At 72.8% G+C, this 20738-nt stretch carries 20 protein-coding genes; 10 read left to right on the forward strand and 10 right to left on the reverse strand.

All coding sequences use genetic code 11. The features are described 5' to 3' along the window. Positions 1 to 45 precede the first annotated feature (45 nt). Entirely contained in the window at positions 46 to 642 is a 597-nt protein-coding gene (locus tag Q1K26_RS25960) for a TRIC cation channel family protein (RefSeq protein ID WP_300018535.1), read from the reverse strand. Positions 643 to 760: 118 nt separating this feature from the next. Further along, positions 761 to 1507, reverse strand: coding sequence for a helical backbone metal receptor (locus tag Q1K26_RS25965; protein WP_300018538.1), 747 nt, complete (start codon positions 1505 to 1507; stop codon positions 761 to 763). A gap of 90 nt (positions 1508 to 1597) precedes the next feature. Here Q1K26_RS25965 and Q1K26_RS25970 point away from each other — a divergent pair, with 90 nt between their 5' ends. From Q1K26_RS25970 to Q1K26_RS25980, 3 genes are read left to right on the forward strand one after another with little or no spacing between them, the layout of a single operon-like run. After that, positions 1598 to 3106: an aldehyde dehydrogenase family protein gene (locus Q1K26_RS25970; RefSeq protein WP_300018541.1), complete on the forward strand. Its 1509-nt coding sequence runs from the start codon at positions 1598 to 1600 to the stop codon at positions 3104 to 3106. 46 nt (positions 3107 to 3152) lie between these two features. Further along, a complete protein-coding gene (locus Q1K26_RS25975) occupies positions 3153 to 4700 on the forward strand; it encodes a GMC family oxidoreductase N-terminal domain-containing protein (protein WP_300018544.1) in 1548 nt (515 codons plus the stop codon). Next, positions 4693 to 5145, forward strand: coding sequence for a hypothetical protein (locus Q1K26_RS25980; protein WP_300018547.1), 453 nt, complete (start codon positions 4693 to 4695; stop codon positions 5143 to 5145). Before Q1K26_RS25975 ends, Q1K26_RS25980 begins: the two co-directional genes overlap by 8 nt. Positions 5146 to 5218: 73 nt before the next feature. On the opposite strand, the gene Q1K26_RS25985 is transcribed toward Q1K26_RS25980, so the two are convergent. Next, on the reverse strand, positions 5219 to 5791 hold the full coding sequence (locus tag Q1K26_RS25985; protein ID WP_300018550.1) for a MarR family winged helix-turn-helix transcriptional regulator: 573 nt from the start codon (positions 5789 to 5791) through the stop codon (positions 5219 to 5221). A 100-nt stretch (positions 5792 to 5891) separates the two neighbouring features. Between Q1K26_RS25985 and Q1K26_RS25990 the strand changes: the two genes are divergently transcribed. After that, entirely contained in the window at positions 5892 to 6518 is a 627-nt protein-coding gene (locus Q1K26_RS25990) for an NAD(P)H-dependent oxidoreductase (protein ID WP_300018553.1), read from the forward strand. Positions 6519 to 6880: 362 nt separating this feature from the next. Here Q1K26_RS25990 and icmF read toward each other — a convergent pair whose 3' ends face one another. Both icmF and Q1K26_RS26000 read right to left on the reverse strand, forming a co-directional pair. Continuing rightward, positions 6881 to 10099 carry a fused isobutyryl-CoA mutase/GTPase IcmF gene (icmF, locus tag Q1K26_RS25995; RefSeq protein ID WP_300018556.1) on the reverse strand — a complete coding sequence of 1073 codons (3219 nt, stop codon included), beginning with the start codon at positions 10097 to 10099 and terminating at the stop codon, positions 6881 to 6883. Positions 10100 to 10221: 122 nt separating this feature from the next. After that, positions 10222 to 10458 carry a hypothetical protein gene (locus Q1K26_RS26000; RefSeq protein WP_300018559.1) on the reverse strand — a complete coding sequence of 79 codons (237 nt, stop codon included), beginning with the start codon at positions 10456 to 10458 and terminating at the stop codon, positions 10222 to 10224. Between the two features lie 51 nt (positions 10459 to 10509). On the opposite strand from Q1K26_RS26000, the gene Q1K26_RS26005 reads away from it, so the two are divergent. Continuing rightward, the gene (locus Q1K26_RS26005; RefSeq protein WP_300018562.1) at positions 10510 to 11247 is read left to right on the forward strand and encodes a maleylpyruvate isomerase family mycothiol-dependent enzyme; all 738 of its coding nucleotides are present in this window, start codon (positions 10510 to 10512) and stop codon (positions 11245 to 11247) included. Positions 11248 to 11344: 97 nt separating this feature from the next. Here Q1K26_RS26005 and Q1K26_RS26010 read toward each other — a convergent pair whose 3' ends face one another. Genes Q1K26_RS26010 through Q1K26_RS26020 form a run of 3 tightly spaced genes read right to left on the reverse strand, consistent with a single transcriptional unit; the run spans position 11345 to position 14463 of the window. Next, positions 11345 to 11833, reverse strand: a complete 489-nt coding sequence (locus Q1K26_RS26010; protein WP_300018623.1) for a GNAT family N-acetyltransferase — start codon at positions 11831 to 11833, stop codon at positions 11345 to 11347. A gap of 11 nt (positions 11834 to 11844) precedes the next feature. Further along, complete coding sequence (locus Q1K26_RS26015; protein ID WP_300018565.1) at positions 11845 to 13497, reverse strand: alkaline phosphatase D family protein; 1653 nt, start codon at positions 13495 to 13497, stop codon at positions 11845 to 11847. A gap of 9 nt (positions 13498 to 13506) precedes the next feature. Beyond that, positions 13507 to 14463 (reverse strand): ROK family protein, encoded by a 957-nt coding sequence (locus tag Q1K26_RS26020; protein WP_300018568.1) that lies wholly within the window; start codon positions 14461 to 14463, stop codon positions 13507 to 13509. An 85-nt stretch (positions 14464 to 14548) separates the two neighbouring features. Here Q1K26_RS26020 and Q1K26_RS26025 point away from each other — a divergent pair, with 85 nt between their 5' ends. Continuing rightward, positions 14549 to 15562 carry a DoxX family protein gene (locus tag Q1K26_RS26025; RefSeq protein WP_300018571.1) on the forward strand — a complete coding sequence of 338 codons (1014 nt, stop codon included), beginning with the start codon at positions 14549 to 14551 and terminating at the stop codon, positions 15560 to 15562. A 118-nt stretch (positions 15563 to 15680) separates the two neighbouring features. Here the strand turns inward: Q1K26_RS26025 and Q1K26_RS26030 are convergent, their stop codons facing one another. Both Q1K26_RS26030 and Q1K26_RS26035 read right to left on the reverse strand, forming a co-directional pair. Then, complete coding sequence (locus Q1K26_RS26030; protein WP_300018574.1) at positions 15681 to 17615, reverse strand: M13-type metalloendopeptidase; 1935 nt, start codon at positions 17613 to 17615, stop codon at positions 15681 to 15683. A 57-nt stretch (positions 17616 to 17672) separates the two neighbouring features. After that, positions 17673 to 17846: a hypothetical protein gene (locus tag Q1K26_RS26035; RefSeq protein ID WP_300018577.1), complete on the reverse strand. Its 174-nt coding sequence runs from the start codon at positions 17844 to 17846 to the stop codon at positions 17673 to 17675. Between the two features lie 168 nt (positions 17847 to 18014). Between Q1K26_RS26035 and Q1K26_RS26040 the strand changes: the two genes are divergently transcribed. The 4 genes from Q1K26_RS26040 (at position 18015) to Q1K26_RS26055 (ending at position 20714) form a co-directional block, all read left to right on the forward strand. Then, the gene (locus Q1K26_RS26040) at positions 18015 to 18776 is read left to right on the forward strand and encodes a 3-hydroxyacyl-CoA dehydrogenase (protein WP_300018580.1); all 762 of its coding nucleotides are present in this window, start codon (positions 18015 to 18017) and stop codon (positions 18774 to 18776) included. Between the two features lie 589 nt (positions 18777 to 19365). Beyond that, positions 19366 to 19539, forward strand: coding sequence for a hypothetical protein (locus tag Q1K26_RS26045; RefSeq protein ID WP_300018583.1), 174 nt, complete (start codon positions 19366 to 19368; stop codon positions 19537 to 19539). A gap of 39 nt (positions 19540 to 19578) precedes the next feature. Next, positions 19579 to 20127: a DUF2321 domain-containing protein gene (locus Q1K26_RS26050; RefSeq protein WP_300018586.1), complete on the forward strand. Its 549-nt coding sequence runs from the start codon at positions 19579 to 19581 to the stop codon at positions 20125 to 20127. 80 nt (positions 20128 to 20207) lie between these two features. Next, positions 20208 to 20714, forward strand: a complete 507-nt coding sequence (locus Q1K26_RS26055; protein WP_300018589.1) for a hypothetical protein — start codon at positions 20208 to 20210, stop codon at positions 20712 to 20714. The last annotated feature ends 24 nt before the right edge of the window (positions 20715 to 20738 follow it).

Below are 20738 nucleotides of genomic sequence, written 5' to 3' on the forward strand. Positions count from 1 at the left end.
CGGCCGCTGCCCGGGGCGACCCGGTGCCGCCGACGGCAGCGCCGGTCACGGCGCCACCGGGGTGTTCCAGCGGCGCCACAGGGCGAGCACGCGGGTGCCGGCCACCAGCAGCGCCGCGCCCAGGGCCACCGGGAGTTCGGGGAGCCCCGCCGCGTCGCCCGCCACGACCACCGCCGCCCCGCCTGCCGCGGCCACCGCGTAGATCTCGCGGCGCAGGATCGTCGGGATCTCATTGAGCAGCACGTCGCGCAGCACCCCGCCGCCCACACCGGTGATCACCCCGACGAGCCCGGCGGTGACGGCGGGCGCGCCCGCGGCCAGCGCGACCGCCGTGCCCGTGGTGACGAACAGCGCCAGCCCGAACGCGTCGGCGAGCTGCACGGCGCGTCGCAGCCGGCTGACGGCCGGGTGCCAGCGGAGCACCAGCAGCGCCACCACCGCCGGCACGACCAGGTAGGGCCATTGCCGCAGCGTGCTGGGCGGGGTGACGCCGAGCAGGACGTCGCGCACGACCCCGCCGCCCAGCCCGGTCACGGCCGCGAGCAGCATGACCCCGAACAGGTCGAGCCGGGCGTGCACGGCGGCCAACGCGCCGGACGCGGCGAACACGGCCACGCCGAGGAGATCGAGGACGACCAGCACCGAGTCAGCGTAGGGCGCCGCCGGTCGGCGTGATCGCCGAGACCGGTGCCCGGTCGCCCACGACCGACGTCCCGGCCGCGACGATCGCGCAGCGGCCGCCGGGGCAGCGGGCCGGGAGCTATCCGAGCGCCTCCGGCAGCTCGCGGGCGGCGGCGGCGAGGCTGGGGCCGTACCACGTCAGCAGCCGGCCGCTGACCAGCACCGACGGCACGTCGGGGAACGCCTCGGGCCCGTCGTCGGCGGTGAACAGGTAGGGCTCGTCGGGCAGCACCGCGAGATCGTGCGGCGGGAGGTCGGCCGGGTCGAACCGCGGGTAGCGCTCGGGGTCGTCGGCGAGCACGTTGTCGACGCCCAGGCGCGCCAGCAGCGCACCGGTGAACGTGTCGCGGCCCACCGCCATCCACGGCTTGCGCCAGATCGGGATCACCGCGCGGCGCCGCGTGGCCGGCTCGGGCCGTTCCCGCCACGCGGTCTCGGCGTCGTCGAGCCAGGACGGGCGGTCGAGGCCGCAGGCGGCGAGCATCCGGGCCAGCGACCCGAACGCGTCGTCGAGCGTGCGGATGTCGGTGACGTACACCGCGATCCCCGCGGCGCGCAGGGCGTCGAGATCGGGAACCCGGTTCTCCTCCTGGTTGGCCACGACGAGGTCCGGCGCCAGCGACACGATCGCGTCGACGTCGGGGTTCTTGGTGCCGCGGACCCGCGCGACGTCGAGATCGGCGGGATGGGTGCACCAGTCCGTGGCGCCCACGAGCAGCCCGGGTGCGCCGGCGGCCACGGCCTCGGTCAGCGAGGGCACGATCGACACCACCCGCCGGACCCGCAGCGGTACCTCCACGACGTTCCCGAGATCGTCCGCAACCACGTCCGCACCCTACGACGCGCCCGATCCGGTCGGGCGCCGGCACGGTGGCGGCGAAACAGTACGCACCCGGCGCTTGACGTGGCCGCTCCGATGAGGACGATCAGCGGCGTGCCCAGACCTGTGCAGCACAGCCTCTTCATCGACGGACAGTGGGCCGCCGGAGCCGGCGGCACCGACGACGTGATCAACCCGTTCGACGGGAGCGTGGTCGAGACGGTCGGTCTGGCCGGGCCCGACGACGTGGCGCGCGCGGTCGCCGCGGCGCGCACCGCCTTCGACACCGGCCCGTGGCGGAGCACCCCGGCGCCCGAGCGCGGGGCGCTGCTGCGCCGCGTCGCCGACCTGCTCGTGCGGGACAAGGAGTCGATCGCCCACACCGAGACCCTCGACACCGGCAAGACGATCGGCGAGTCCCGCATCGACGTCGACGACGTGGTCGCGGTGTTCCGCTACTACGCCGACCTCGCCGACAAGGACGCCGGCCGGATCGTCGACGTGGGTCAGGCCCACGTGCTCTCCCGCGTCGTGCACGAGCCGGTCGGCGTGTGCGTGCTGATCACGCCGTGGAACTACCCGCTGCTGCAGCTGTCCTGGAAGCTCGCGCCCGCGCTCGCCGCCGGCAACACCTGCGTGATCAAGCCCAGCGAGGTCACGCCGCTGACCAGCGTGCTGCTGGTGCGGCTGTGCGAGGAGGCCGGGGTGCCGCCGGGCGTGGTCAACATCGTGCTGGGCGACGGCCGCAGCGTCGGCGCCCCGCTCACCGAGCACCCGTCCGTGGACATGGTCAGCTTCACCGGCGGGCTGACCACCGGCCAGGCGATCATCCGCGCGAGTGCCGCCACCGTGAAGCGGGTGGCCGTGGAGCTGGGCGGCAAGAACCCCAACATCGTCTTCGCCGACACCCCGCTCGACCTGGCCGCCGACTGGGCGCTCACGGCCGTGTTCCTGCACGCCGGGCAGGTCTGCTCGGCGGGGGCGCGGCTGATCGTCGAGGACTCGGTGCACGACGAGCTGCTCGCCGAGATCGGGCGCCGGGCCGAGCTGATCCGGCTCGGGGGCGGGCTGGTGGAGGGCACCGAGAGCGGGCCGCTGGTCTCCGCCGCGCAGCGCGACAAGATCGAGCGGTTCGTGGCCGACGCCCTCGCCGACGGTGCGCGGCTCGTCGCGGGCGGGCGCCGACCCGACGAGCCGGAGCTGGCCGACGGGTTCTTCTACCGGCCCACCGTGCTCGCCGACGTCACCCGGGACATGCGCGTGATCCGCGAGGAGACGTTCGGGCCGATCCTCACCGTCGAGCGGTTCGGCACCGAGGCCGAGGCGATCGCGCTGGGCAACGACACCGAGTACGGGCTCGCCGGTGGGGTCTGGACCGCCGACATGGCCCGGGCGCACCGGGTCGCGGGAGCGCTGCGCCACGGCACGGTGTGGATCAACGACTTCCACCCCTACGTCCCGGGGGCGGAGTGGGGCGGGATGAAGTCCTCCGGCAACGGCCGGGAGCTGGGACCGACCGGGCTGGCCGAGTACCAGGAGCACAAGCACGTGTGGCACAACACCGCACCGGAGCCCGCGGGCTGGTTCACCGGCGGCAGGCGATGAGCGCCGCGTGGCCCGCGCGCGCGGCGAGGAACCCGGAGGCAGCCCCGTGACCGAGACAGTCGACTACGTCGTCGTCGGTGGCGGGTCGTCGGGCTGCGCGCTCGCGGCGCGGCTGTCCGAGGACCCGGGCGTCACCGTCGCGCTGCTCGAGGCGGGGCCGTCCGACGTCGGCGACCCGGCGATACTGCGGCTGACCGACTGGATGGGGCTGCTCGACTCCGGCTACGACTGGGACTACCCCGTCGAGCCGCAGGAACGCGGCAACTCCTTCCTGCGCCATGCCCGGGCGAAGGTGCTGGGCGGGTGCTCGTCGCACAACTCGTGCATCGCGTTCTGGACCCCGCGCGAGGACCTCGACGAGTGGGCGGCAGGCGGCTGCGAGGGCTGGTCGGCCGACGAGTGCCGGCCGCTGCTGGCGCGCCTGGAGACCAACGACGGGGAGTGGGAGGGCCACGGCCGGACCGGGCCGGTGAACCTCATGCAGATCCCGCCCGACGACCCGTGCGGCGTCGCCGTGCTGGAGGCCGCGGCCGCCGTCGGGATGCCCACCGTGCGGTTCAACGAGGGCACCACCGTCACCGACGGCGCCGGGTTCTTCCAGATCAACTCCTTCCCCGACGGCACGCGCGCGTCGGCGTCGGTGAGCTACCTGCACCCGATCCTCGGCACGCGCACCAACCTGACGGTGATCACCGGGGCGTGGGCGTCGCGGGTGCTCTTCGACGGCCTGCGGGCCACGGGCGTCGAGTACCAGCAGGACATCGGCCCGGGACGGCGCACGGTCACCGCGCGGCGCGAGGTGATCCTCTCGGCGGGCGCGATCGACACCCCGAAGCTGCTCATGCTCTCGGGCATCGGGCCGGGGGAACACCTGCGCGACTTCGGCATCGACGTGCTCGTCGACGCTCCGGGAGTCGGGGAGAACCTGGACGACCACGTCGAGGGCCTGGTCATGTGGGAGGCCGCGCGGCCGATGGTCACCCGCTCCACGCAGTGGTGGGAGATCGGGCTGTTCACCCGCACGCGGCCCGACCTCGACCGGCCGGACCTGATGATGCACTACGGCTCGGTGCCCTTCGACCTCAACACGGTGCGCTGGGGCTACCCGACCACCGACAACGGCTTCAGCCTCACCCCGAACGTGACGCGCGGCCGGTCGCGGGGCACGGTGCGGCTGCGGTCGCGCGACTTCCGCGACCGGGCGCGGGTCGATCCCCGGTACTTCACCGACGCGGAAGGCCACGACATGGCCGTGATGCTGCACGGCGTGAAGCTCGCGCGGCGCATCGCCGCGCAGCCCGCGCTGGAGGGCTGGATCGCCCGGGAACTGACACCGGGGCCCGACGCGGTCACCGACGACGACCTCGTCGACTACGTCACCCGGACCCACAACACCGTCTACCACCCGGCCTGCACGGCGAAGATGGGACCGGCGTCGGACCCGATGGCGGTGGTCGACCCGCAGCTGCGGGTGCGCGGGGTAGCGGGGCTGCGCGTCGCGGACGCGTCGATCCTGCCGTTCCTCCCGGCGATCAACCCCAACATCACCTGCATGATGGTGGGGGAGAAGGCGGCTGATCTGCTCCGTGCCTGACCTCCCCGGAACCGATCCGTGGTCCCGCCAGGACGCGCTCGCCCGCTCCACCACGGCGTGGGGGGCGGCGAGCGTCGTGGGCGGGCTCGGTCTCGCCGCGTGCCGGCGAGGCCCCTTCGCGACGGCGTTCGGGCTGCAGAACGCGGGCTGGGGCGCGGTGGACCTCGCCATCGTGGTGGTCGCCCAGCGGCTGAAGGCCGGCCGGATGGCTCGCCTGACCGATCCGTACGCACCTGCCGCCGTGGCCGCCGAGTCGCGCAAGCTCCGCCGGGCGCTGCTGGTGAACGTGCTGCTCGACGCCGGGTACGTGGTCGGCGGGGCCGCGCTGTGGCGGCGGCGGCGCGGGACACCGGGTCCGGCGGGGGCGAGCGCGGGGATCGTCGTGCAGGGGGCGTTCCTGCTGGCCCACGACGCCCACCACGCCTACTGGTCCGGTCGGCGCTGAGGCGATCGGTCGGAGCGGGACATGAGCGTCGCCGGTCGTGTCCCGGCCGTCGACCTCGCGGGCCCGGCGGTCCTCAGCGCCGTGACCCCGGCGTCGCCGCGGGGGACGAGCCGCGCGCCGGTGCGGCGGCGGAGCGCCGCGTGGACCGGCTGCGGGGGGCGCTGACCACCATGTCCTGCGCCCCGAGTTCCTCCGCCACCTGACACGGGTTGACCGGGGCGGCCCGCATCGCGATGCGCTGCAGCAGCTCGCGCAGTACCGTGCGCTCCCCGTCGGCCAGCGGCGCGAGCACGGCGTCCTCGGCGCCGCGCAGGGCGCGTTCCAGCGCGCACAACCGCGCGCCGCCGTCGGTGGTGAGCGCGATGCGCCGGGCCCGGCGGTCGGCCGGGTCGGGGCGGCGCTCGACGAGACCGGCCGACTCCAGGTCGTCGAGGAGGTAGGTCATCACCGTGCGGTCGACGCCCAGGTGCTGGGCGAGCGCGAGCTGGCTTCCGGCCTCACCGCGGCCCGCGGCGGCGAGCACCTGGTAGCCGCGTGGTCCACCCGGCACCTCCGCGACGACCTCGTCGATCGCGCGCAGGTAGGTGCGCATGACCGTACCCAGCGCCCAGCCCAGGTCGGACTCGAGCCGCGGCGGTGTGGTCATTCGTCCCAGTCTACGCGGAACGCGCGGCCGCATATTGTCTGTTTGGGCGATCGTCTGTTAGGCAGAGCATCGTCAGGAAAGAGTGAATGAGGAGATCGCGATGAGCATGTTCCGACTCGACGCCAGCATCCGCACCGAGGGCTCCGTCAGCCGCGAGGTCGCCGACACGGTGCAGCGCCACTACACCGAGCAGCACCCGAACGCCACCGTCACCCGCCGCGACCTGGTGGCCGACCCGCTGCCGGGCCTCTGGCCGGTGGCGGCCGGCGCCGGGTTCGTCCCGGAGGAGCAGCGCACCGACGAGCAGCGGGCGGCGCTCGCCGTCACCGCCGGGCTCGCCGACGAGGTGCTCCGGGCCGACGTCGTCGTCGTCGCCACCCCGCTGTACAACTTCGGCGTCCCGTCCCACCTGAAGGCCTGGATCGACCTGCTGATCACCGACCCGCGGTTCGGCCCGGGGACCTCCCCGCTGGCGGGGCGCCCGGTCACGCTCGTCGTCGCCCGCGGCGGCGGGTACGGCGCGGGCACCCCGCGCGAGGGCTGGGACCACGCCACCCCCTACCTGCGGCGCATCCTGGCCGACGTCTGGGGGGCCGACCTCACGGTGGTGGAGGCCGAGCTCACGCTGGCCCCGGTGACCCCGGCGATGGCCGAGCTGGTGCCGCTGGCCGAGGCGTCGCGGGCGCAGGCGCACGAGCACGCCGCGGCTGCGGGCAAGGCCGCCTGACGCCGCGCGCCCGCCCGTACGCATTGCAGCAAAGCCACCTTGCCGCAATCAGGCTGCAGCAAAGCCACCTTGCTGCAACTCGGTGTGGGGATGGGAAGCGTGCGCGGCGCGGCGGGGTTGTCCGGCGCGGGTCGCCGCCGGGCGGCGGAGCGAGGAGTGCACGCGCACCGGCTGGACGATCCCGTGCGGGCGTCGCTGACCGGGCCGCACCGCCGGACGTCTCGCCGTGGACCGCGCTCCCGCGCATCGCGGGCGCCTGGCGTGACCTCGCGGCCCTCGCCGGGCCGGGGTCGACGACGCTGGTGGCCGGCGCGTCCCGCCCGGGGCCTCGCCCACTCGTCCGGCCGGGCCGTCGGGATCACTCACATGTTGCGGCGGTACTGGCCGCCCACCTCGAAGAACGCCTCGGTGAGCTGGCCCAGCGAGCAGACGCGGGCCGCGCGCATGAGCTCGTCGAACACGTTGCCCTCGCCCGTGGCCACGTCCTGCAGCCGGCGGATCGCCTCGCTCGCCTCGGTCGCGTGCCGGCCCTGGAAGTCGGCGAGCCGCTTGAGCTGGCTCTCCTTCTCCGCCTCGGTGGCGCGCATCAGCTCGATCTCCACCGGGCCGGCGTCGGGGTCGTCGGGCTTGAGGAAGGTGTTGACGCCGACCAGGGGCAGCGTGCCGTCGTGCTTGCGGTGCTCGTAGAGCATCGACTCGTCCTGGATGCGACCGCGCTGGTACCCGGTCTCCATCGCGCCGAGCACGCCGCCGCGCTCGGAGATCCGGTCGAACTCGGCCAGGACGGCCTCCTCGACGAGGTCGGTGAGCTCGTCGACGACGTGCGAGCCCTGCAGCGGGTTCTCGTTGAGCGAGAGGCCCCACTCCTTGTTGATGATCATCTGGATGGCCATCGCGCGCCGCACCGACTCCTCGGTGGGGGTGGTGACCGCCTCGTCGTAGGCGTTGGTGTGCAACGAGTTCGCATTGTCGTAGAGCGCGCACAGGGCCTGCAGGGTGGTGCGGATGTCGTTGAAGTTCATCTCCTGCGCGTGCAGCGAGCGCCCGGAGGTCTGCACGTGGTACTTGAGCTTCTGGCTGCGCTCGCTCGCCCCGTACTTCTCCCGCATCGCCACGGCCCAGATCCGGCGCGCGACCCGCCCGATCACCGTGTACTCCGCGTCCATCCCGTTGGAGAAGAAGAACGACAGGTTGTGGGCGAAGTCGTCGATCGACATGCCGCGGGCGAGGTAGCTCTCGACGAAGGTGAACCCGTTGGACAGCGTGAACGCGAGCTGGCTGATCGGGTTGGCCCCGGCCTCGGCGATGTGGTAGCCGGAGATCGAGACCGAGTAGAAGTTGCGCACCTTGTGCTCGATGAACCAGGCCTGGATGTCGGCCATCATCCGCAGGGAGAACTCGGTGGAGAAGATGCAGGTGTTCTGGCCCTGGTCCTCCTTGAGGATGTCGGCCTGCACCGTGCCGCGGACGTTGGCGAGTGTGAACGCGGTGAGCTCCTCGCGCTCGGCCTCGTCGGGCTCGCGGCCCTCCTCCTCGCGGAACCGCTCCAGCGTCTGGTCGATCGCGGTGTTGAGGTAGAAGGCCAGGATCGTCGGCGCCGGGCCGTTGATCGTCATCGACACCGAGGTGGTCGGCGAGGTGAGGTCGAACCCGCCGTAGAGGACCTTCATGTCCTCGAGCGTGGCGATCGAGACGCCGGAGGTGCCGACCTTGCCGTAGACGTCGGGACGGGTGTCGGGGTCGCGCCCGTAGAGGGTGACGGAGTCGAACGCGGTGGACAGCCGCTTGGCGTCGGAGTCGTCGGAGAGGATCTTGAAGCGGCGGTTGGTGCGGAACGCGTCGCCCTCGCCGGCGAACATCCGGGCGGGGTCCTCGCCCTCGCGCTTGAACGGGAACACCCCGGCGGTGAACGGGAAGCGCCCGGGCAGGTTCTCCCGGCGCAGGAAGCGCAGCAGGTCGGCGTCCTCGGTGACGCTCGGCAGCGCCACCCGGCGCACCTTCGAGCCCGAGAGCGTCTCGCGGGTGAGCTGGGTGCGCAGCTCCTTGTCGCGGATCTTCACGACCATCTCGTCGCCCGAGTAGTCCTCGACGACCTGGGGCCACGTGTCGAGCAGCTCCGCGGCGTCGGCGGGCAGGGCCTTCTCGGCCTTGGCCAGCTCGGCGTCGACGGCCTCGCCGACCAGCTCGCGCGCGGTGCGCAGGTGCTGGCGGACGCGTGCGGCGTCGACGGCCTTCTCGGTGTCGGCGTGGTAGCCGCGCACGGTCTCGGCGATCTCGGAGAGGTAGCGGGTGCGCTGCGGGGGGATCACCGCGGCGTACTCCGAGGAGGTCTTGCGGTCGGTGTGCGGCAGGCGGCCCTCGCCCGCGGTGAGCCCGTTGTCGACGAGCAGCTCGACGAGGTGCTGGTAGAGCGCGGTGACGCCGTCGTCGTTGAAGGTGGCGGCGCTGGTGCCGTAGACCGGCATGTCCTCCCACGTGCTGCCGAACGCCTCGCGGTTGCGCACGAGCTGGCGGCCGACGTCGCGGCGGGCGTCCTCGGCGCCGCGGCGCTCGAACTTGTTGATCGCGACGGCGTCGGCGAAGTCCAGCATGTCGATCTTCTCCAGCTGCGACGCCGCGCCGAACTCGGGCGTCATCACGTACAGCGAGCGGTCGACGAGCCCGGCGATGCCGGCGTCGCCCTGGCCGATCCCCGGCGTCTCGACGATCACCAGGTCGAACTCGGCCGCACGCAGCACCGCGATGGCGTCGGTGAGGTGCTCGGGCAGGCTCGCGTCGGCCCCCCGCGTCGCCATCGAACGGAAGAACACCTGCTCGCCGGCCAGGGAGTTCATCCGGATCCGGTCGCCGAGCAGCGCGCCGCCCCCCTTGCGCCGGGTCGGGTCGACGGCGAGCACGGCGATGCGGAGCTTGTCCTCCTGGTCGAGGCGGAAGCGGCGCACGATCTCGTCGGTGAGGCTGGACTTGCCCGAGCCGCCGGTGCCGGTGATCCCCAGCACGGGGACGGGACGGCGGGGCTCCAGGTCGAGGTCGGCGGGGAGCTTCCCGGCCTCGGCGAGGGTGAGCACGCGGGCGAGCGTGGTGTGGTCGCCGGTGCGCAGGCCGTCGAGGGACGTCGGGGGCTGCGCGGCGAGATCGACGTCGCACTCGCGGATCATCAGGTTGATCATGCCGGGGAGGCCGAGCTGCTGGCCGTCCTCGGGGGAGAAGATGCGCGCCACCCCGCGGCCGTTCAGCAGCTCGATCTCGGCCGGGACGATGACGCCGCCGCCACCGCCGTAGACCCTGACGTGGCCGGCGCCGCGCTCGCGCAGCAGCTCCACGAGGTAGGAGAAGTACTCGACGTGCCCGCCCTGGTAGGAGCTGATGGCGATGCCGTGCGCGTCCTCCTGGATGGCGGCGGCCACGACCTCGTCGACCGAGCGGTTGTGTCCCAGGTGGACCACCTCGGCGCCCTGGCGCTGCAGGATCCGCCGCATGATGTTGATCGCGGCGTCGTGCCCGTCGAACAGGCTCGCCGCCGTGACGAACCGGACCGGGTGGGTGGGCACGTGCAGGTCGCTCGCCTGGGTGTTCGTCACTGGACGTCCTCTCGCCGGGAGCCTCCGGTGTTCGGGCGAACACCGTCCGACGGATTTAGTTTGACATCCGAGTATCGGACGTACAAGTGAAGCGGGAGTGATGTGGACCGCCGTGCGGCGACCTACGCGACCCGCTCCGGGTCCCGCTCCCGTTCCCGCGGATCGGCCACCGCAGGCGAGACCCGCCCGCCGACGGCCTCCAGGAGCGCGCCGAGCACGACCAGGACGAGCCCGGCGGAGGCGATCGACGCCGCCGCGACGTCCGGCGCGATCAGCACGAGGACGAAGGCGACACCGGGCCACCACGCCAGTGCGCGCACGGGCGCGGGGACGGTCCAGTCGGGTGAATCCGGCGCCATGCCGGTGCGGTACCCGAGGAGCGTGCATCCATGCGTCGCTACCGTTCGCCCATGGACCACTCCGCCGCCCTGCTGCGGGAGAACGACCGCCTCGTCACGCTCATCCGGGACGCGCCGTCCGACACCCCGGTGCCCACCTGCCCGGGTTGGACGCTGCGGAACCTGGTCACCCACGTCGGTCGGGGCGACCGCTGGGCCGCCACGATCGCTCGCGAGCGCTCGACCGGGCCCGTCGACATCCGCACCGTCGCGGACGGCAAGCCGCCCGCGGACGCGGCGCAGTGGCTGGCCGACGGCGCGCGGCTGCTGCTCGACGGCGTCGCGTCGGCGGGGCCGGACACGCCGGTGTGGACCTTCACCGGCCCGCAGCCCGCCTCCTGGTGGATCAGGCGGCGGCTGCACGAGTGTGCCGTGCACCGCGCCGACACCGCACTCGCGCTCGGCGAGCCCTACACGCCCGAGCCCGAGCAGGCCGCCGACGGCGTCTCCGAGTGGCTGACGCTCCTGGCCGCCCGCCCCGCCGCGGCCGGACCGCCGCCGCTCGAGGACGGGAGCACCCTGCACCTGCACGCCACCGACGACGGGCTCGGCGAGGCGGGGGAGTGGATGATCCGCACGGCGGACGGGCGGGTGTCCTGGGAGCACGGCCACGCCAAGGGCACCACGGCGGTCCGCGGCCCGGCCACCGACCTGCTGCTCGCCCTCACCCGCCGCATCCCGGCCGACCGGGTGCAGGTGCTCGGCGACGCGTCGGCGTTCGACACCTGGCTGGACCGCACCGGCTTCTAGCCCAACAGCTCGCCGGATCCGCACTTCGGAGCCGTACTGCTGTTGTGGCGTCGCGGAAACAGCGCTGTGGCTCCGGAGTGCGGTCAGAGGATCGGGTTCAGTGCAGGTCGTCGGGGAGCAGGTCCATCAGCAGGCCGTCGTGCCAGCTGCCGTCGAGCCGTCGCTCGTAGCTGCGCATGATCCCGACCGGCCGGAACCCGACGCGGGTGTAGCTGCGGATCGCGCGCTCGTTGTGGGCGGCGGGGTCGATGACGATGCGATGGTGGCCGCGCGCGTCGAACAGGTGCCGGGCCATCGTCCGCATCGCGTCGGCGCCCAGGCCCTGGCCGTGCGCGTCGGGGTGCAGGGCCAGGTCGATGCCGGCGTGGCGGTGGTCGGCGTCGTCCTCCTCGTAGTAGATGATCAGGCCGACGACCTCGCCGTGCAGCTCCACCGCGTAGCCCTGCGGGCCGAGCAGTTCGCGGCGCACGCGCTCGAGGTCGTAGCCGCCCCACCACTTGGCCACCTCGGGTTGGGAGAGGATGTCCAGGAACGCGGGGACGTGGGCCGCGGTGGTGGGCCGCAGCACGACGGTCTGCCCGGCGATGGCCGACGGGGTCACGGGACAACCTCCACGGGAGCGGGTGCGGTCAGGTCCAGGCGCGCGCGCCCGGCGAGCGAGGCGGCCGAGACGGGCTGCTCGAACAGCACCTGCGCGTGCCGCCCGTCGATCTCCAGCGTCGCGATGGTGTTGCCGAAGAACGGTCCGGCGAGCCGTTCCCAGTCGACGGCCTTGGGTGGCGCCCCGGCCCGTACCGACCAGCTCTCGGTGAGCCGGCGCATGGCCCGCGACCAGCCGAGCCGGAACCCGGGTTTCACGAACCAGTCGACCTTGTTGTGCACGGGCGAGCAGGTGAGCTGGTGGACCGCGGCCGGGGGCTGCGTGCGGTCCCCCCGACCGGGCCCGAGGTCGGCGCGCGCCGCGTAGCTGTGGTGGACGTCGCCGGAGAGCACGTTCACCGACGCCACGCCGCTGCGGGCGGCCCGATCGATCATGGCGGTGAGCCGGTCGAACGACTCGCGGAACGCGGCCCAGTGCTCCAGGTCGGCGGCCTGGCGGATCGCCTCGCCGAGCCGACCGCGCCATCCGGGCCGGGCCGCCGCGATCTCGTTGACGGTCTCCAGCTCGCCGATCGCGTGCGGCATCAGCCAGGGCAGCGACGTGCCCAGCACGAGGTGGTCGACCTCGCCCGGGGCGTGCACGGCGGCCTCGATCCAGTCGAACTCGGGGTCGCCGAGCATGAGGTGCTGTCCGTCGTCGAGGATCCGGCCGTTGCGGCAGTCCATCATGACGAAGCGGCTGCGGCCCAGGTCCCAGCGGAAGCTGAAGCGCACGCCCTTAGCCCCGTCGGTCTCGGCGTCGGCGCGGTCGGCCATGGCGACCAGCAGCGGCCAGGTGTCGCCGTCGGCAGCGATCACCTGCTGGTAGTCGGACTCGCCCGCCAGCTCCCCGGGCGGGAGGTTGCCGATGTGCTGGAACACCCAGTACGAGGCGAGGCCCGCGCGGATGCGGTCGCGCCACCACGTGGTCGCGCGCATCTCGTCGCGCCACGGCTCCGAGGTGTTCCAGTCGTCGCGGACGTCGTGGTCATCGAAGATCATCGCGGTGGGGACGGTGGACATCAGCCAGCGGATCTCCGGGTCGGACCAGGAGTCCCGGTAGAGGCCCACGTACTCGGTGAAGTCGACGATCTCGTCGTCGGGCCAGTCCGGACGCCGCGCGGAGTTGGCGGCGATGTGGCGCCGGTTCGCGGGCGTCAGCTCGTCGGCGTAGACCTGGTCACCGAGCAGCAGCAGCGCATCGGGCCACTCCTGCGGCGGCCGGGTCGCCATCCGCGCGGCGTAGGCGTCGAGGGCGTCCACACCCAACTTCGCGGCGAGCTTGCGGTCGGTCACCTTCGAGTAGCGGCAGGACCCGAAGATGATCCGGTTGTGCTCGTCGCAGCCGGGCCCGCGGGTGCGGATCAGGCTCGGCGGGAACGGGCTCGTCGGCAGCGGCCAGACCCGCTGGCCGTCGACGTGCACCTCGTAGGGGGTGCGGCTGTCCGGCGGCAGCCCGGTGACGGGCACCAGCGCGAAGTGGTGGCCCGCGACCTCGAACGTGCGGGTCTCGCAGCCCAGCACGCGGACGGTGGCGGAGCGGTCGGTCTGCACCCAGACCTGCGCGGTGGTCTCGCCGACGTGGCGCAGGACGGGTCCGAGTACGAGCACCCCATCACCCTACTGAGCGGGGTTGCCGTCCAGCGCGAGCAGCGCCGCACCGATCATCCCGGCGTCGCCCCGGTGGGTGGCGGGGACGATGGGCACGGTCGCGCGGGCCTGCGGGGCGTAGGCGAACTCGCGGGCCGCGATGCGTGCGGGCCCGAGCAGGAGCTCGCCGGTCTCGACCAGCCCGCCCCCGACGGCCACGGCCTCCAGCTCGAAGATGTTGGCCAGCGACGCGATCCCGACCCCGAGCCAGCGGCCGAGCCGCCCGAACAGCACCTCGGCGACCGCGTCGCCCTGCGCGGCCGCGGCCGTCACGGTCTGCCCGGTGACCTCGCCGTGCTCCGCCCCGAGTCGCGCGATCAGGCCGGTGGGGTCGTCGTCGGCGGCCTCGCGGCCCATCCGGGTGAGCGCGGTCCCCGAGGCGTAGGCCTCGAAGCAGCCGTGGTTGCCGCACCCGCACCGCGGGCCGTCCGGGTTGAGGACGATGTGGCCGAGCTCCGCACCGCGGCCGGTGGGCCCGCGGTAGATCTGCCCGTCCAGCACGAGACCGCCGCCGATCCCGGTGCCGACGGTGATGAGCACCAGCTCCCGGTAGCGCCGCTCGCCCAGCCGGGCCTCGGCGAGCGCGGCCACGTTGGCGTCGTTGTCGACCACGGTGGGGAGCCCGGTGGCGGCCTCCAGCTCCTCGCGCACGGCCCAGTCGCGGTAGGCGTTGTTGGGGGCCCACACCAGCCGGCCCGCGGGCCACTCGACGATCCCGGCCGCGCCGACCCCGATCGCCGCGACGTCGTCGTGCTCGGCCCGGAGCCGGGCGATGACGTCGAGCAGCACCGCGGTGACGGCGGGTGCGTCGGACTCCTCGGGGGTGGGCTCCACGATCTCGACCAGTACGGTGCCGTCGCCGTCGACGACCCCCCCGGCGATCTTGGTGCCGCCGATGTCCAGTCCGATCGCCCGCTGTGTGATCACCCGGGAATGATGGCACCGGACGGGGTTTCGTCGGCCGCAGGACGGGGAACTGCACGACATGCTCCTTCGACGAGTCGCACGACCGATGCTGGCCGCCCTGTTCATCCAGGGCGGGATCGCCGCGCTCAAGGCGCCGCAGGGACACGTGGAGGCGGCCAGGCCCGTCCTCGACGCGGTCTCACCCGCCGTCGACAAGGCCGTCGAGGTGGCCCCGATCGACCAGCGGCCCGACGACGAGATGCTGGTGAAGATCGACGCCGGGGTGAAGATCGTGGCCGGCTCGATGCTGGCGCTGGGCAAGTTCCCGCGCCTGGCCTCCACCGCCCTCGCGGCCTCGCTCGTCCCCACCACCCTCGCGGCGCACCGGTTCTGGGAGGAGACCGACGAGGCCAAGAAGGCCGAACAGCAGATCCACTTCCTCAAGAACGTCGGCATGCTGGGCGGGCTGCTCATCGCCGCGGCCGACACCCACGGCAAGCCGTCGGTCGCGTGGCGGGGCAGGCGCGCGGCCCGCCAGGCGTCCGCGACCCTCTCCGACCTCACCGGCACATCGGGCCCCGCCCTCGGCGAGCGGGTCAGCGGCGCCGCCCACGACGCCTCCGGTGCGGTCGGTGGTCTCGCGGCCGGTGTCGTCGGGATGGCGCCCGGCGCCGGTGCCGCGATCTCGGCCCGGGCCACGAAGGCCGCCGACCTGGCGTCGCGCAGGGGATCGGACCTGTCGGTGCGTGCAGGCGAGCTGTCCGAGGACTGGTCCGCGCGCGCCGCCAAGGCCGCCAAGAAGGCGGAGAAGCGGGGAGCGGTACTGCAGAAGCAGGCCGACAAGCGCCGCGCCGAACTGCTCAAGCGTACGGAGAAGCAGCGCAAGCGCCTCGCGAAGCAGGCGGCGAAGAAGGGCTCGGCGTGGGCCGACGCGGCCGCCGCGAGGCGCGCCGAGCTGGAGAAGAAGGCTCCCGGCGTCATCGACTCGGTCACCACGCAGGCTGCCCGGTTCGGCCACGACGTCGCGGTCCGCGCGACGGCCGCGGGCACCGAGGTCGCCCACCAGGCGGAGCTGGCGGCCAAGGACGCCCGCAAGCGGGCACACGCGCTCAGCAGCTGATCGTCCCGGGAGCCGGGCATCCGTAGCGGATGCCCGGCTCCTTCGTGCGTGGACCGGTTGCGCGAACGACCTCGCCCGACGGGTGCCGTGCGGGAACGGTTCTCCGATCAGGTGCGGCTCACCAGATGCGGACGCGGCGCTCCGGATCGGTGTAGAGGGCGTCCTCGGGGCGCACGTCGAACACCTCGTGGAAGGCGTCGAGGTTGGTCACCACCGCGTTGCAGCGCAGGTCCGGGGGCGAGTGCGGGTCGATCGCCAGCCGCCGGATCGCCTCGGCGTCGCGGGTCACGGCCCGCCACACCTGAGCCCAGCCGAACAGCACCCGCGCCTCACCGCTGAGCCCGTCGAGCTCCGGCGGTTCGGTGCCCTCGGTGGCGATCCGGTAGGCCTTGAGCGCGATGGTGAGGCCACCGAGGTCGCCGATGTTCTCCCCGACGGTCAGGGCACCGTTGACCTTGTGCTCGGGCAGCCCCATCGGGGAGAGCGCGTCGTACTGCGCGATCAGCGCCTGCGATCGGCGGTCGAACTCGGCGCGGTCCTGCGGGGTCCACCAGTCGGTCATGTTGCCGTCGCCGTCGTAGCGGGAGCCCTGGTCGTCGAAGCCGTGGCCGATCTCGTGACCGATGACGGCACCGATGCCGCCGTAGTTGGCGGCGTCGTCGGCCTCGGCGTCGAAGAACGGCGGCTGCAGGATCGCGGCCGGGAAGACGATCTCGTTCATCCGCGGGTGGTAGTAGGCGTTCACGGTCTGGGGCGTCATGAACCACTCGTCGTGGTCCACCGGTTGTCCGATCTTCGCCAGCTGGAAGTCGGTGCCCCACGCGCCGGCGCGCCGCACGTTGCCGAGCAGGTCGTCGGCGCGGATCTCCAGGTCGGAGTAGTCCTTCCAGGCGTCCGGGTAGCCGATCTTCGGCGTGAACCGCTCCAGCTTCTCCAGCGCGTGCCCGCGGGTGGCGGGGCTCATCCAGTCCAGGTCCGTGATCGACTCCCGGTAGGCCTCCACGAGGTTCGCGACGAGCTCGACCATCCGCTCCTTGGCCGCCGCCGGGAAGTGCCGCTCCACGTAGATCTGCCCGACCGCCTCGCCCAGCGCCCCCTCGACGAGCGACACGCCGCGCTTCCACCGCTCGCGCAGTGCGGGCGTGCCGGACAGGGTGCGGCCGTGGAACGCGAAGTCCTCCTCCACCACGGCGTCGTGCAGGTACTCCGCACACGCCGACGCGGTGTGGACCGCCAGCCACGCCTGCCACTGCGGAAGCGGACGCTCGGCCCAGAGCTTCGCCGCGGCCGCCACGAAGCTCGGCTGGCGCACGACGACCTCGTCGAACGCGCCCTCCGGCGCGCCGAGCGCGTCGAGGAACGGGTCCCAGTCGAACTCCGGCGCGTGCGCGCGTAGCTCGCCCAGCGTCATCAGCGTGTAGGTCTTCTCGGCGTCGCGGTTGGTGACGCGGTCCCACGACTCGGCGGCGAGCGCCGTCTCCAGCTCCATGACGGTGTCGGCGTGCGCCGCGGGCAGCCCGACCAGCTCGGCCAGCCGGCGCAGGTGCTCGACGTAGGCGGTGCGGATCTCGGCGTTCGCGTCGTCGCGGTAGTACGACTCGTCGGGCAGTCCGAGCCCGGACTGGCTCAGGTGCACGAGGTAGCGCGTGGAGTCCTTCGCGTCGGTGGAGACGAACGCACCCAGCAGCGACACCAGCCCCTCGCGCTGCCGCCGCCCCAGCACCGCGGCGAGCGTGGCCCGGTCGTCGGCCGCGGAGACCTCGTCGAGCAGCGGGCGCAGCGGCTGGGCACCGGCGGCCTCGATGCGGTCGACGTCCATGAACGAGGCGTAGAGGTCACCGATCTGCCCGGGACCCGCGTCCTCGACGATCGCGCGGACGTCGTCCTCGGCGCGGTCGCGCAGCACCCGGAACGCGCCGTCCTGCGCGCGGTCGTCGGGGATCTCGTGGGTGCGCAGCCACACGCCGTTGACGTGGGCGAACAGATCGTCCTGCGGTCGGACGGCGGGATCGACCCACCGCAGATCCAGACCGCTTCTCGTCGGGGTGCTCATGGGTCCATCCTGCACGATCCGCCCGCCGTCGCCCCGGCGAGCAACGTTCGTTCGGGCTCAGGACTCGTGGGCCTGGTCGTAGCCGAAGTCGCCGTCGTGGTCGGACTCCCGGCCCATGCGACCGGACGGCGCGAGCGGCGGGCGCCGGCGCAGGGGCATCGCGAGCACGGACCTCAACTCGTGCGCCAGGTCGTATCCATAGTCACCGCTGGCATCATCGTTGACCGGCATGGTCGTCTCCTCAGGTCCCGAACCCAGTTGACACGTTGACGCTCCGTGACCGATGAACTTCGGACGGTGCCCGGAAATGGTCGCCTGTCGGGGTGACGGAATGCAAGGGTCTTCCACCGCTCGGAGTCGGGACCACCCGATCAGGCCGGTTGGCTAGGGTCCGGCCCCATGGACATCAACGGTTCCGTCGCCCTGGTCACCGGCGGCGCCTCCGGCCTCGGGCTGGCCACCGCCACCGCTCTGCTCGACGCGGGCGCGAGCGTCGTGATCCTCGACCTGCCCGGCTCCGACGGCACGGCCGTCGCCGCGCAGCTCGGCGACCGCGTGGCGTACGCGGCGGGCGATGTCCGCAGCGCGGACGACGTCACCGCGGCCCTCGACGTCGCCGCCGGGATGGGCCCGATCCGTGCCGCGGTCAACTGCGCCGGTACCGGCAACGCGTTCCGCACCATCGGCAAGGACGGCCCGTACCCGCTCGACGAGTTCCGCCGGATCGTCGAGATCATCCTGATCGGCACGTTCAACGTGATCCGGCTGGCCGCCGAGCGCATCGCCGCCACCGACGAGATCGACGGCGAGCGCGGGGTCATCGTCAACACCGCGTCGGTGGCGGCGTTCGACGGCCAGATCGGCCAGGCCGCCTACTCCGCGTCCAAGGGCGGGGTGGTGGGCATGACGCTGCCGGTCGCCCGCGACCTGGCCCGTCACCAGATCCGCGTGGTCACCATCGCGCCGGGCCTGTTCGACACCCCGCTGCTCGCCGGCCTGCCGCAGGAGGCCCGTGACTCCCTCGGCGCGCAGGTCCCGCACCCCTCCCGCCTCGGCGCCCCGGCCGAGTTCGGCGCACTGGCCGCCCACATCGTCGCCAACCCGATGCTCAACGGCGAGACGATCCGCCTCGACGGCGCGATCCGCATGGCGCCGCGCTGATCGCCGCCGGTCCGCCGCAGGCCCACACCTGCTCGGGGCGCGTCGATGGTGACGGCCATCGTCGGGGAACGGCTGCCTCCCGGCCCGAGGTCGACGCCGGGGTGCGGCCCGCCCTCCCGGTCTGGTCGAGTGCTCCGCCACCTGTGTGGATGCAGGGCAGGTGAAGTACGAAGCCGACGCGGCCAGCGGGCTTGGTTGCTCCGGTAGGGTCCCGTGCTGCCCGGGGCGGTAGCTCAGCTGGTCAGAGCAGCGGACTCATAACCGGGACGTCCGTAGCGCTGGCGCCGGTCGCCCCCCCCTCTTCCCGCTGGTAGCGGCCCCGTAGAGCGATCATCCGCCCGTCGGTGGTGCGGTCCGCGTACCGGTCGCGTACCGGTGGGGCGCCTGACCGCTCGGCGACAGAGCGTGCAGGGCGACCACGGAGCGTGACGGCCGCCGGTAGCGTCCGGCGCATGATCAACTTTCTCAGGAGGTGGTTCCAGGCGCTCCGCCGTCGCGGACGCCACGGCCCCGACGCGGCGGGCAGCGTCGATCTCCGGGGCACCGCCCGGGGCGCGCGCTCGGGGAAGCGTCGGAAGCCGCGCGACTCGTGAGGGAGGGGGAGGTGGCGGCCCTGCTGCGGGAGGTCTGCGTGCTGATGCTCTTGCACGGCGAGCCCGGCCCGGAGTTGGCCGGCTGGTGCTTGCGAATGCTGACGGAGCCCGACGCGGTGGAGCGCGCGGTGGCGGCCGTGGGCGGTGTCCTCGCGCCACGACCCGAGTAACTGCCATCGCTGTCGAGCGGGCCGAATACCTTGCTGTCCATGTCAGTCGAAGCGGACCGGCCGTTCTGGCGACCGGGAGAGCCTGGGGGCGACTACACGCCCGGTTGGCAGGCGGCGACGGTGTGTCGACGCGGCCACGTCCAGGCGTACTCCCTCAAGGAGGAACCAGAGCCCGATGATCTCGGGAAGTGCTCGCGCTGCGGCGCGGACGTGCGCTCGCGGTGCACGAACTGCGGCCTTCGGATTCGGGGCCGGAAGTACCGACCGCGAGTGGTGTCGGCGTCCGGGTTCTCCCCGCCCCCGTTCTGCGACGGATGCGGCGCAGCGCACCCGTGGGCGACGCGAGATCAACGCCTCTACGAACTCCAGAACATCCTGGACCAGGAGGAGATCGACGACGTCGACCGGCTGTGGATCGATGAGCAGATGGACCGGCTCCGCGCCGACGACGGGACCATGACCGACAAGCAGCAGAAGGACATCTGGTTGGGCGTGAAGAAGCGCGCGCCGGGGCTGTTCGACGCGGCCGGTAAGGCGTTGCTCGGCGGAGTGATCTCGGCGGGCGTACGCGCGATGATCGGCGTGTAGGGCGACGCCGACGCGTGCCGACCCGAGACTGTCGGACCCCTGTGCTTCGATGATTCGCACACGAGCGACAGGAGGTCGTCTTGGCGATCGACGTGCCTAGCGGGTACTACGTCTGCGACAAGTGCTGCGGCTTGATGTATCCGATCGTGCGCCCTCCGAGCGCGAACGTCGAAGATCGAATGCATCAGTCGAATACCGTTCCGAAGCGTTGTAGCCGTTGCGCCGCCCACCGGGGCGACGACGACGAATCTCGTGTCCGCCGCGCTGAGGATCACGCGAAGTGGTTCTGGGAGTTCGCGGAGGAGAAGGACGAGCAGGCCAAATCGGCCCTGCGGCAGGTGGAGGAGATCAAGGTTCGAAACGGCGACGCCAAGGAGAAGATGATCGCGGCGTTCCGTTCCCGTGACGGGTACATCCGTGTTCTCGCGCAGATCGCCAAGCACCACGAACCGACCCGGAACGGGTGTTCTTGTCGTCGGCGGGACTGCGAAACGCTGCGCCTGGTCGATCAGCCGTGGGTCCGCCGCAAGATCAACGAAGTCGAGCGGAGCAACGGGTACGACGACTACGACACGGACACCGCGTAGGACTGCCGTAGACGCGCGAGAGCC

The sequence above is a fragment of the Pseudonocardia sp. genome (assembly GCF_029263155.1).
Classification (GTDB): Bacteria; Actinomycetota; Actinomycetes; order Mycobacteriales; family Pseudonocardiaceae; genus Pseudonocardia.

Bases quoted from the DNA above. Each gene is read 5' to 3' on its own strand.
- Q1K26_RS26040 (WP_300018580.1), top strand. From the start codon at position 18,015: ATGGACATCAACGGTTCCGTCGCCCTGGTCACCGGCGGCGCCTCCGGC.
- Q1K26_RS25970 (WP_300018541.1), top strand. From the start codon at position 1,598: ATGAGGACGATCAGCGGCGTGCCCAGACCTGTGCAGCACAGCCTCTTC.
- Q1K26_RS26025 (WP_300018571.1), top strand. From the start codon at position 14,549: ATGCTGGCCGCCCTGTTCATCCAGGGCGGGATCGCCGCGCTCAAGGCG.
- Q1K26_RS26050 (WP_300018586.1), top strand. From the start codon at position 19,579: ATGTCAGTCGAAGCGGACCGGCCGTTCTGGCGACCGGGAGAGCCTGGG.
- Q1K26_RS25990 (WP_300018553.1), top strand. From the start codon at position 5,892: ATGAGCATGTTCCGACTCGACGCCAGCATCCGCACCGAGGGCTCCGTC.
- Q1K26_RS25985 (WP_300018550.1), bottom strand. From the start codon at position 5,791: ATGACCACACCGCCGCGGCTCGAGTCCGACCTGGGCTGGGCGCTGGGT.
- Q1K26_RS26000 (WP_300018559.1), bottom strand. From the start codon at position 10,458: ATGGCGCCGGATTCACCCGACTGGACCGTCCCCGCGCCCGTGCGCGCA.
- Q1K26_RS26035 (WP_300018577.1), bottom strand. From the start codon at position 17,846: ATGCCGGTCAACGATGATGCCAGCGGTGACTATGGATACGACCTGGCG.
- Q1K26_RS26030 (WP_300018574.1), bottom strand. From the start codon at position 17,615: ATGAGCACCCCGACGAGAAGCGGTCTGGATCTGCGGTGGGTCGATCCC.
- Q1K26_RS26005 (WP_300018562.1), top strand. From the start codon at position 10,510: ATGGACCACTCCGCCGCCCTGCTGCGGGAGAACGACCGCCTCGTCACG.